General features: G+C 62.9%; 6 protein-coding genes and 5 pseudogenes. 5 read left to right on the forward strand and 6 right to left on the reverse strand.

Going from position 1 to position 9,918, the window contains the following annotated elements; translation table 11 throughout:
• Positions 1-713 precede the first annotated feature (713 nt).
• Positions 714-1,139 carry a reverse transcriptase domain-containing protein gene (locus I6F37_RS35495; protein ID WP_225127609.1) on the reverse strand — a complete coding sequence of 142 codons (426 nt, stop codon included), beginning with the start codon at positions 1,137-1,139 and terminating at the stop codon, positions 714-716.
• A 515-nt stretch (positions 1,140-1,654) separates the two neighbouring features.
• Between I6F37_RS35495 and I6F37_RS35500 the strand changes: the two genes are divergently transcribed.
• From I6F37_RS35500 to I6F37_RS35510, 3 genes are all read left to right on the forward strand, one after another.
• Positions 1,655-1,822, forward strand: a complete 168-nt coding sequence (locus I6F37_RS35500) for a hypothetical protein (protein WP_225127594.1) — start codon at positions 1,655-1,657, stop codon at positions 1,820-1,822.
• Positions 1,815-3,233, forward strand: coding sequence for a recombinase family protein (locus I6F37_RS35505; protein ID WP_225139713.1), 1,419 nt, complete (start codon positions 1,815-1,817; stop codon positions 3,231-3,233). The genes I6F37_RS35500 and I6F37_RS35505 overlap by 8 nt, the downstream gene beginning before the upstream one ends.
• Before the next feature lie 452 nt (positions 3,234-3,685).
• Positions 3,686-4,024, forward strand: a complete 339-nt coding sequence (locus I6F37_RS35510) for a helix-turn-helix domain-containing protein (RefSeq protein WP_225127596.1) — start codon at positions 3,686-3,688, stop codon at positions 4,022-4,024.
• Between the two features lie 11 nt (positions 4,025-4,035).
• On the opposite strand, the gene I6F37_RS35515 is transcribed toward I6F37_RS35510, so the two are convergent.
• Positions 4,036-4,299 carry a reverse transcriptase/maturase family protein gene (locus I6F37_RS35515; protein ID WP_225154027.1) on the reverse strand — a complete coding sequence of 88 codons (264 nt, stop codon included), beginning with the start codon at positions 4,297-4,299 and terminating at the stop codon, positions 4,036-4,038.
• 794 nt (positions 4,300-5,093) lie between these two features.
• Positions 5,094-5,309, reverse strand: a pseudogene (locus I6F37_RS35520) (transposase); the annotation flags it as partial.
• Between the two features lie 264 nt (positions 5,310-5,573).
• Between I6F37_RS35520 and I6F37_RS35525 the strand changes: the two are divergent.
• Positions 5,574-6,792: pseudogene (locus tag I6F37_RS35525) on the forward strand (IS110 family transposase).
• Positions 6,793-7,100: 308 nt separating this feature from the next.
• Here the strand turns inward: I6F37_RS35525 and I6F37_RS35530 are convergent.
• The 3 genes and pseudogenes from I6F37_RS35530 to I6F37_RS35540 form a co-directional block, all read right to left on the reverse strand.
• Positions 7,101-7,361, reverse strand: a pseudogene (locus tag I6F37_RS35530) (transposase); the annotation flags it as partial.
• Between the two features lie 67 nt (positions 7,362-7,428).
• Positions 7,429-8,799, reverse strand: coding sequence for a transposase (locus tag I6F37_RS35535; RefSeq protein WP_225127598.1), 1,371 nt, complete (start codon positions 8,797-8,799; stop codon positions 7,429-7,431).
• 71 nt (positions 8,800-8,870) lie between these two features.
• Positions 8,871-9,056, reverse strand: a pseudogene (locus I6F37_RS35540) (transposase); the annotation flags it as partial.
• Positions 9,057-9,227: 171 nt separating this feature from the next.
• Here I6F37_RS35540 and I6F37_RS35545 point away from each other — a divergent pair.
• A pseudogene (locus I6F37_RS35545) lies at positions 9,228-9,669 on the forward strand (transposase); the annotation flags it as partial.
• Positions 9,670-9,918 lie beyond the last annotated feature (249 nt).

The raw sequence follows: 9,918 nt of genomic DNA on the forward strand, positions 1-9,918 counted from the left end.
AGAATGGTCGGAGTGGCAGGATTCGAACCTGCGACCCCTGCGTCCCGAACGCAGTGAATATCTTCTAAGTTATTGATTTTTATCGAGGTGGCAGCGGTTACCGTCCCGTTTTGTTCACGGTCGTTTCACCCAATTCGTTGCGATTTCGTTGCGGCGTTCTCTGGGGGAACGGGGCACAAGTGTGCGCGCTGGTTTGAACTTGGATCTGCTGATTTAGCCGCGTTTGTCAGAATCACCGCCCATCGATGCCACCGGAGGCGCCCGTGATCACGAAAATGCGAAATCCGGGACTGCTAAAGGGGAGAAGCCAACGAATAGATCACTGAAGACGGTCCGTTCCGTGCGACTCAAACCGTCACATGTGTAGATCACGCGCTCTGGGGCCGGGTCGCGGGATCGTGGTCGAGTAGCTCGGCCATTTGGCTTTGCCCTCACAGATCCGGGCAGGCGGCTTTCCCGCACCCGGCTCTTCCCGAGGGTAACCCGCGTCATATCCGCGCCTGCGCCCATGTGCGAGTGATGCGTGGAGTTGGCAGGCGGAAGCGTGCCGTCAGGGTCTCGAACTCCGGCCAGCCCATGCGCCGACTTTTCTGGCTACGCCGTCTCAGACAACGCAGCCAGGTCCGACGCACTTCGCGGTAGAAGCCGTTGAGCGCTGGATAATTGTGCGGCCTGCCATAATAGCCATAGTGCCCGCGCAGAACGGCGGCGAACTACTCGTGCTGCGTGGCCAGTGGCGCGTGCATGAGCCGCCAGGCCTCCTGGCGCAACGCCGTCAGCTTGCGCGTCAGGCGTTTCCCTTCCGTCTTGTGCCTCACGATGAACCGGCCATCTCGGGTCCGCCCGCAGTAGTGGGTGAAGCCGAGGAAGGCGAAGGTCTCTGGCCGCCGCTCGCCCCGCCGCTGACGCGAGAGGGCCGCGAACCGGCCAAACTCGATCAGCCGCGTCTTGTCCTCATGGAGCGTCAGGCCGAAGCTGGCCAGCCGCGCCTTGAGGGCCAACAGCATTTCCCGCGCATCTGCCTTGTTCTCGAAGCCCATGACGAAGTCGTCCGCGTAGCGCACGATCACGATACGACCGCGTGCGTGGCGATGACGCCATTTCTGGGTCCAGAGATCGAGGATGTAGTGCAGGAAGATGTTGGCAGGAGCGGGCTGATGCCCGCCCCTTGCGGCGTGCCCCTGTCCGTCTCTTGCTTCTCGCCGCTCTCAAGAACGCCGGCTCGCAGCCACAGCCCGATGAGCTGCAAGATGCGAGGATCGGCGATCCTGTGCGCCAGCATCCGCAACAGCCACTCGTGGTCGACCGAGTCGAAGGAAGCGGCCACAGACTGCCCATCGCCAAGATATTCCGGCTTCGGTAACGATCACGCGCACGCGTCACGCTTTCGAAGGTCGGACGCTGGCCGTCATCAGTACCATCAGGCGGCGCGGCATCCACTTTCTCCTCACGGTTCTGCCGGATGGCAGTCGGTCGTTGATTCCGGCGAGCTGGACCGATTGGAAGGTGGAGCCGCTTGGAGGCACGCCGCCAATCGATGCCGATGACGCTGTCCACGATCTCGGCAGGCTCGGTGATTTGCTCCACTTGCGCAAGCTGGTCGACGCTCTTTGCATCCGGGGTGCCGAGTCGGCGCCGTGCAAGGAGAGCCGCCATGCAATTGAACCTGGACTTGTTCGATCAGCCCGAGGTTCCACCAAGCGCGCCAGTCGCGTGGGACCAAATCGACGAAGCCGCCCGCATCGCGGCAATCGAGCTTCTGGCGCGCCTCATGTCACGCCTGCTTCAGAGCGGCCCGGCGACGGAGGCAAGCGATGAATGAGCACGTCAAGATTACGTCAATTCATCTCTCTCGACAGGCCGTCGTCTATCTGCGCCAATCCAGCGCCGCACAGGTCGAGCACAACCGCGAATCGACCGAGCGGCAATATGCACTTGTCGGCAAAGCGCGCGACCTCGGCTGGCCCGATGACCGCATCATCGTTATCGACGAGGATCTTGGCCTCTCCGGTTCGGGCACGGTGGCGCGTTCGGGCTTTGCCCGCCTCACCGCCGAAGTGGCGCTCGCGCGCGTCGGACTGGTGCTCGGTCTCGAAGTCTCGCGGCTCGCGCGTAATAACGCCGAATGGTACCGCCTGATTGATCTGGCCGGATTCACCGACACGCTGATCGGCGATGCCGACGGCATTTATCATCCGGCCATGTTCAATGACCGTCTCTTGCTGGGGCTCAAAGGCACGATGAGCGAAGCCGAACTGCACGTGCTGCGGGCTCGCCTCAACGGTGGAATCCGCAACAAGGCGGCGCGCGGCGAACTGCGCCGCGGTCTGCCGGTCGGCTTCGTCTGGGGCGAGACTGATGGCGAGGTCCGCTTCCATCCCGATGAGGCTGTCGTTACCGCCATTCGCCATGTTTTTGCGCGCTTTGCCGAGATGGGATCGGCACGTCGCGTTTGGCTCTGGTTTCGGTCCGAGGGGCTCACGTTCCCGCTGCAGCTGCACGCCCGCGCCGAGATCCGCTGGGTCGAGGCCAGTTACACCGCCATCCACCAGGTCTTGACCAATCCCGTCTATGCCGGCGCCTATGTCTATGGCAAAACGCGCCATGAGACGATTCTCGATGGCACTGGCGCGCGCAAGCAGCGGATTCGATTCTTGCCGCGTTCCCAATGGCAGGTTCTCATCCCCGAGCATCATCCAGGCTTCATCGATTGGCAGACCTATGAAGCAAATCAGCAACGTCTCGCCGCGAACACGCGACCTCAGCCGCACAAGGGCGGCGGTGCCGTGAGAGAGGGTGGCGCCCTCCTGCAAGGTCTTGCCAGTTGCGGCCATTGCGGCCGCCGCCTGCACACCCACTATCGCGGACGCAATGCTTCGCCAGGCTATCACTGTGCTGGCAAAGTGCTGGTCGAGAACCGAGGCGTCTACTGCCTCAATATCGGCGGCGTTCAAATCGACCACGCCATCACCCAAGCGTTCATCGCCGCCTTAGAACCCGCAAAGCTGACCGCGACACTCACCGCCGCGGAACGGCTTGAGGCGGATCGCGAGGCGGGGCTCAAGCAATGGCGACTTGCCGCGGAACGCGCCAGCTACGAAGCCCGGCGTGCAGAACGGCGCTATCGCGCCGTCGATCCCGATAACCGTCTCGTCGCGCGCGGTTCTCGAGCGAGAGTGGGAAGCGTGCCTGAAGGCGCTGGAGGCCGCCAAGGCCGATCTTGCGCGTCGTGAGGCTGCTCGCCCCCATACGATCAGCCAACAGGAGCGTGACCGCCTGCTCGCGCTCGGACCTGATCTCGTCTCCGTCTGGAACGCAAGCACGACGACGCCGCGCGACCGGAAAGAGTTGCTGCGGACGCTCCTCGACGAGGTCATCGTCAAAGTCGATCGCGAGGCCTTTGCCGCCCATTTGACGCTGCGCTGGAAGGGCGGCGCGCTGACCGAGATTGATCTCGGCCTGCCCCGATCGCGGCCAGCGACGATCCGCACCGACGAGGATACAGTTGCGCTCCTGCGACGACTGGCAGTGCATTATCCCGATGCCGTGATCGCCGGCATCCTCAACCGGCAGAGCCGCACAACGGCCTACGGCCACCGCTCGACCGCAACCGCGTCGGTAATTTACGCCGGCACTGGAAGATCCCAGGCTTCCAAGATAAACCGCAAGCCGCCGGCCCGATCTTTTGACCATCAAGCAAGCCGCCGCCGCGCTTGGTGTCGCTCCCTCGACGATCCATCGTTTGCTCAACGACGGCATTATCGCCGGCGAGCAGCTCACGCCAGGCGCTCCCTGGCGCATTCGCCTGACCGATGAACTCAAGGCCCGCTTCAACAGTGAAACGTCCGACGACTTTCTGCCGATGCGCGAGGCTATGCGGGCGCTCGGGGTCTCGCGCCAAACCGTCTTGCAGCGAGTCAAGCGCGGCGAACTCGAAGCCGTGCACGTTGTGCGCGGGAAGCAAAAAGGACTCCGCATCAAGGTCTTAGCCCCGCAAGCCGGCCTTTTCGACCAAACCGCATGAACCAGGGGGTATTATGAAGCCACGTCCAAGAAGCTGCGTATGTCGGCATCGAGCACCCAGTTCACGTGCTGGCTCATGATCGCCGTATGCAGAGCATCAAGCACCATGTGAGGATTCCGCCCCGGCCGGAAGCCATAGGAGAACCCGAGGAAGTCGGCCTCGTAGACGGCGCTCAGCACCTCGGCCACCGCGCTTTGGACAATCTTGTCCTCTAGCGCCGGCACGCCGAGAGGCCGCTTACCGCCATCGGCTTTGGGGATGTAGACGCGCCGCACCGGGCTGTGGCCGGTAACGACCGGAGTGGACCCGTCCGCAGAGGTCGCGGAGGTTATCCGTCAGCCTCTCTTCGTACTTCGCCACCGTCACCTCATCGACCCCCGCGCTGGCCTGCCGCTTTTGTCGTCGAAACGCCCGAAGAAGAGCGTCGTCATCGACATGGTGCAGCAGGGCCGTGAACCGGGTTTGGACAGCTTGCTTGGCTGCCGCGCTCACCCGCTTGAGGTTCGGCGGCAAGGTAACCCGGCTCTGTGTCCGGACCTTGGCCTCCTCGCGCAGGCTCCCCTCGGGCTGGTCCCTTCCCTCCATGCGTCTCGTTACCTTCGACGACTTCACAGGTAGTATGGACCAGTCCGACTCCCGACCTCAGCTCGGACAACGGCTCTGGCAGTGCCTTGCCGCTGTCCCCCGCTGGAGATCAATCCAGCGGACCCGGTCGGGCCTCTCATGTTCCGATGATTGCCTTCCGTGCGTGATGCGGCCATCGACCCCGACGGAGCGGCATCGTCTCGCGTATCGACGATGCTCATGCAGCCTCTGCTTAGGGAACACACTCGGCCTCCGCGAACATCCACCTTTCGAGGCTCATTCCCGCACCCCGCACGACTCCTGTCTACACTTCGGACTCCAGCGTTGCCGCGACGCCCGCAAGACTCGGTCCCGGCTTGCCTGCTACGGCTTTGGCCGGATGGGACTTGCACCCACAAGCAATCATCAGCTTGGCATGACGTACTCCCTGAGCGTGGTGTAACTGGCGGTGGGATACCGCGTTCGCCGGCAAGAGCCGGACTAGTCAGCTGGCGATAGCCGGGAGGCTGACGGTTGGATCATTACTCAACGGCGCGATGGTTTCCAGCGTCATGTAGCGGGCCCGCTGAACCGCCCACTCGTCGTTCTGCTCGAGAAGGATCGCGCCGACCAGGCGAACGATGGCGTCTTCATTTGGGAAGATGCCAACCACCTCGGTCCGCCGCTTGATCTCGCCGTTGAGGCGCTCGATCGGATTGGTAACCGGTATGAGATGTCTCGGTGCCAACGTTCCCGCTGCGGTGTTCTACATCGTGGCGTATGGTGCGACCATCGGGACAGAGGCACCGGGAGCACGAAGTGCGGGCAGGCCGATGTTATTCGATGAGCCGAGAGCTCGAGTTAGTAGCTGGCCGCCTCTGCGACTCGCCCGGTTGCGCTGGGAGCGCGAATCCGTAGTTGTCGTGTCGCCCGCAGCTCCCGTCATTATGTCTGGCAGGAGGTGCGAATGCGACGGGTGATTGGCATCGACGTCCACCGAACTTTCGGCGAGGTGGTGTTTTGGGAGGACGGCAGGCTCCGACATGCGGGCCGCATCGATATGACGCGGACTGCGCTGGAGGGATTTGGCAAGACCCTGCTGGCCAGTGATGAGGTGGTGCTCGAAGCGACTGCCAACAGCATGGCGGTGTCGCGGGTTCTGGCGCCGTTCGTGGCACGGGTGATTATCGCCAATCCGCTGCAGGTGAAGGCGATCGCCCAGGCTCACGTTAAGACCGACAAGATCGATGCCGGCACGCTCGCCAGTCTGCAGGCGGCCGGGTACCTGCCGCAGATCTGGACGCCTGACGCGGAGACCGAACGCAAGCGTCGGCTGGTGGCGCGGCGCTACCAGGTCGTGCGGCATCGCACGCGGCTCAAGAACGAGGTGCATTCGATCCTGCACGCGCACCTAATCCCGAAGTGCCCGCATGCCGATCTTTTCAACGCCCGCGGCCGGGCGTGGTTGGCCGCCCAACAGCTGCCGCACGATGAGCGCGCGGCCATCGATCGGCATGTCCGTGAGCTTGACCGGCTGGCGGAAGACCTGGCTCTGCTCGACCGTGAGATCGCTCAGGACGCCATCGACGACCTCGCGGTCAACAGATTGATGACGATCACCGGCGTCAATCTGGCGGTCGCCGCCGGCATCGTGGCGGCGATCGGCGACATCAGCCGGTTCGACAGCCCGCAGAAGCTGGTGAGCTATTTCGGGCTGAACCCGCGGGTGCGGCAGTCGGGACTGGGAGCCGCCCATCACGGTCGCATCAGCAAGATCGGCCGCAGTCACGCGCGCGCCATGCTGGTCGAGGCCGCCTGGGCCGCGGCCAAGGCGCCCGGTCCACTGCATGCTTTTTTCGTGCGGATTCGCGCCCGGCGTGGCCATCAGGTCGCCGCGGTGGCCGTGGCTCGCAAGCTCACGGTGCTCTGCTGGCATTTGTTGACGAAGGGCGAAGATTAGCTGTGGGCGCGTCCGGCGCTGGTCGCCAACAAGACCCGCGCAATGCAACTTCAAGCTGGACATCCGCAACAGAAGGGCAGCCGGCTGCGGACCAGCCTATGCCTACAACATCAAGGCGCTGCGCGACCGTGAGATGTTGATTGCCGCCCAGGCGGAGCGAAACTACGAACAATTGGTGTCGCAATGGAAACCGCGGCGGCCAAAACCTGGCGCGCGGGCGCCTCAGCTCGGCAGGACAAAATAGGCAGTCCGGTGACGCTTTCAGCCGACGCGTCACGCTTCGCCACGAGGTCGCCCGCGCCGGACAACCATAACCGCCGCTGACGGCAGTGCCAGCCAGGAATGCAGTCCCGTTCCACGCCAGCATGCCGCCGTGCTCGGGCCGGTCAAGGCCAAGCCGTGCGGTGGCCGCAAACGCGGCCAGCCTTGACCGACCCTGCGCGCGGCGGCTGCGAGATCGGTGACCGGGACGGAAGAATGGCCCGCGCCGCGGCCGAACAAAAGAATGGACGCGATTTCCGCATAGTCATCGGGGCGATCATTTAAAAATCGCTTGTCCATCTCATCCGTCGAATGCAGCTTGGCACGGTGCTGAGGCGGGAAGCTCATATAGGCGAGCACGTCTGGCTCGGCCTCATCCATGAAGGCGGCGAGCTTTGGCAGTTTGGGACGGAGCTGGTCGGCGACCTTGCGCCACTGAGCCCTGGCCGCTTCGGCATCGTCCTGGGCAAAGGCGGTGGCGATGAAGGCGGAGACGACGCGTCTTCCGCTCTTGCCGGCATGGGCCAGGACGTTGCGCATGAAGTGGACGCGGGCGTCGTTGAACAAGTGGTTCACCGAATCCGCTCGATGCAGCGACCGGCCCATTCATGCCTTCACATCAACCCGGCACTCCGCGCGATGCCGACGGAGACGCGTCGAGGGAGGCGATCAAGCACAAAAGAAGCGCAACAAGAGCGGCTGCCAGCCGCTTGAGGTTGATGGCGGCGGCCGTCAGATAGGCCTGGATCTTCATGTTCGGTAGACCACGCCGTATGGCGCGCGCCAGCCCATGCCAGGTCTTGGCTTCGCCATGGAAGCCCTCTGAACGCCAGCGATGACGCTGATAGAGCCGTCGATCCTGCCAGCTCCATCGTTCGCGACGGCGCCGGGCGCGGAGCAGTGCCGGATAATCGTTCCCTACAACAACTGCCTTATTAACTCGCCCCTTCGATAGGCAATCACCCTTGAGCGGACACCGGGCACAATCCTTTGCCTTTGAGTAAAAGAAACGGCCGTGCTTGATGGGTCGCGCGGGCCGCAAGACACGTCCTCGCGGGCACTTCAGGATGTCGTGCTTGGCGTCGTACCGGAAGCGCCTGAGCGGTACGCGACTCTTGATCGGTTCAGCTTTAGCTGGGATCAGGGCATCGATGCCGCGCCGTTCGAGAGCACCGTATACTTTAGCGTAGGCATAGCCGGCATCGGCGGTGACCGTTTTGATGTCAATGCCTGTAATCGCTTCAACCTCGTCGACTTGCGGCTCGATCATCTCGCCTTCGTTCGTTTGTCCAGTTGTGACCGCGACGTCCAAAATGACTCCGACCTTGTCATCGACGGCCGTGTGCTGCTTGTAAGAGGGCTCCAGCCGCCGGTTGCGGGCATTCGTGGCCATCGTCGCATCGGGGTCGGTCGTGCAGACCTTCTTGTACTTGCCACTCTGTCGGCCCGTTTTCTCAGCCTCGCTTTCATCCTCGTTTTGATTTTCGCTCAGGACATCCACCACATGCTGCTCGGTGAGGCTGTCCCAACTCACATTGGCGCGGATCAGCGACGCATCGATGTGGACCACCTCCGCAGTGGCGATCTTGGCCTTCAGGCAGGCCTCGACCGTGCGCTTGAAGATCCTACGGAACCGCTCTTCGCCCCAGCGCTGGCGAATGCGCGTCAGGCTTGAATGGTGCGGTAGTTGCTCATGCAGGCCATAACCGACAAACCAGCGGATCGCGATGTTGACCTGAGCTTCACGCATCAGCTTGCGATCGTGCACGATGCCGCTGAGCAGACCGGCGAGCATCAGCCGTACCGCCGCTTCGGGATCGATGCCGGGCCGGCCGTCATTCGCGCAGTAACAGTCGGTGACCTCTTGCCTTAGCCAAGTCAGGTCGAGCACACGATCGACCCGCGCCAGCACGTGCTCGTCTGGGACGAGTTGTTTGAGCGAGCCGGTGATGAAGAGCTCAAGCTGATCCCGCTCCTTGCGCCCCAGCATCTCGTTTGCTCCGCCGATCGCGAATCGCCGACAAGAATGGAATCAGTCAATTCGGACTTTTTCAACGATCCCACGCGGCAGCGCTGCCAGGCGGTGTTGAGCACCTTGCTGACGGCGGCCTTGATGCCCTCATGCGCATCGGAGATCACGAGCTTGACGCCACGAAGCCCGCGCCGAGCGAGCTTGAGCAAGAACGCGGTCCAGAACGTCTCGGCCTCCGAGGGACCGATGTCCATGCCGAGAACTTCACGCCGGCCGTAGTCGTCCGTGAAGAGTGGCTAAGCGATTGAGCTAGAATCGCATTTGTCGTTGTGGACTGTTTTGCGTTTGCAGGGGTTTGATGCTTCGGGCGTCGGAACCTTGCAATTTCATTTTCAGGATTCGGTCGAATCGCCAACCATGATTCCGTCATCGCATCGGAGGTGGCGATGCGACCGAAGAAGCACAGGACGACGGGATCGGGCGATCTGTTCCGGGCCAGGCTGGACCAAATCATCAATATGAAGCACGAGCTGGTTCAGCTCGCCGGCAAGGTCGATTGGGACTGGATCGACGGCGAGATCGCGCCGCTCTACAGCGAGAATGGTCGGCCCGGGATCGCGAGCCGCTTCATGATCGGGCTGTTGCTGCTCAAGCACATTTACGGGCTGTCCGATGAGGGGGGTGTGCGAGCGCTGGGTCCACGACCCATATTTCCAGTACTTTACCGGCGAAGAGTTCTTCCAGCACGCATTCCCGCAGGAGCGCTCGGACCTGAGCCACTGGCGCAAGCGGCTCGGCGACAAGCTGGAGCTGTTGCTGGCCGAGAGCTTGCGGGTGGCACACGAGGCCGGCGCGTTGCGCAGCCAGGACCTCAAGCGGGTCACGGTCGGTCGAGTAGCCCCCGGGGAATTGCACCCCGAGGCTCTCACGAAACCGGACGTGAACCTCTCGATTCATCCGGCTTCTATCTTCCAGCCGCAGGTCGAATGCCGACTCGCCACAAATAGAGTAGGTTCGGATCGCGCTGTGCGAGCCGTCCCAACCAATATACTGAGGCGACTTTCCGGCCTTTCAACCGCTTGTATTTCCGCCTCGTCCAGCGGGCGAGCGCGTCGTTTACGTGACGAAGGACGTTGA

The organism is Bradyrhizobium sp. NBAIM08, from assembly GCF_020193935.1.
GTDB classification, from domain to species: Bacteria; Pseudomonadota; Alphaproteobacteria; order Rhizobiales; family Xanthobacteraceae; genus Bradyrhizobium; species Bradyrhizobium yuanmingense.